This is a genomic window from Kitasatospora sp. NPDC052896, assembly GCF_044547075.1.
In the GTDB taxonomy this organism is placed as follows: domain Bacteria; phylum Actinomycetota; class Actinomycetes; order Streptomycetales; family Streptomycetaceae; genus Kitasatospora.
The window spans coordinates 1-1,078 of sequence record NZ_JBITZU010000086.1 but is presented as its reverse complement, the minus strand read 5'-3'; the positions used below and the strand labels follow the sequence as shown (position 1 = coordinate 1,078).

At 65.5% G+C, this 1,078-nt stretch carries 2 protein-coding genes; both read right to left on the bottom strand.

Going from position 1 to position 1,078, the window contains the following annotated elements; translation table 11 throughout:
• Positions 1-51: 51 nt before the first annotated feature.
• Positions 52-570, bottom strand: coding sequence for a hypothetical protein (locus ACIGXM_RS37445; protein ID WP_396568591.1), 519 nt, complete (start codon positions 568-570; stop codon positions 52-54).
• 30 nt (positions 571-600) lie between these two features.
• Positions 601-1,078: transposase (locus ACIGXM_RS37440; protein WP_396568590.1), on the bottom strand; the 478-nt coding region annotated here is incomplete at its 5' end.

Here is a 1,078-nt window from a genome sequence, read left to right as displayed (position 1 = left end):
GAGTAATTGTCAATATGTGTGGATGGGCCGGTCTGGGTGATGCTTGTTTCGTCAGTCGGCCGTGAGGTTGCTCGGCTCCTCCCCGCGATACGGTATCCATCGGTATCCGGGCTGGAACACGTCGTAGTCGGCGGCGCTCAGGTCCAGTTCAGTGTGCAGCTTGTCGCAGAGCACGAGCCCGTGGAGGCTGCCGTCGTTCAGTTCGGCTGACCACTCGTTTCTAAGCTCAGCGGGGTCCAGGAGCGATTCCGGGTCCCAGCCGACTTTGGCAGCGACGTATCCGCGGAACTGCGCGAGCAGTTCGTAGAGCTGGTGTCCCAGTTCGGTCAGCTCTGCTGCGGTGAGCTGGAATCTGGGGAGGCTGCCGTCCAGGGCGCAATGCCAGCTGACGGCCACGGGCAGGATCGACAGCTCGATGTACCCGCCCGCCTTCGCCAGCATCGGTCGGTGGAGAGGGATGCGGTGGGCACCCGCGCGAAGCACCCATGGCTTGGGGTCGATGCGGGCGGCAGCCTGTGCCGCCTCGGTGTCATCGCCGAAGTTCACCACGAGCTCGAAACAAATCGCCACGGTTCGTCTGCCTCCCCAACTCGAGGGCCCTCACGCAGCCTCAGTACGTTCGATGAGGATGCCATTCTCGAACCTGGCGCCAGCGCGGACCAAGGGCACCAGGTGGGCGCCGGTGATCGCTCGCCAGCGCGCCTGGGCGGACTCGACGAGCTTGAACACCATCGCGAGTGCGGCGGCGGGGCTGCCGGCGCCGCGGGTGACCTTGGTGCGGAGCTTGACGGTGGAGAATGTGGACTCGATGGGATTCGTGGTCCGCAGGTGGATCCAGTGCTCTGCCGGGAAGTCGTAGAACGCCAGTACCTCCTCGCGGTCCTCGGTGAGCTTCGCGACCGCCTTGGGCCACTTGGCGCCGTAGGTCCTGGCGAACGCCTCGAGCGCCCGCTCGGCATGCGTGCGGCCCTCGGCGTTGTAGATCTCCTGCATCGCCTTCGTCGCGCCCGGCTGCGCGGACTTCGGCAGGGCGTTCGAGACGTTCCGGGCTTTGTGAAGCCGTAAGGAATCAACCTGT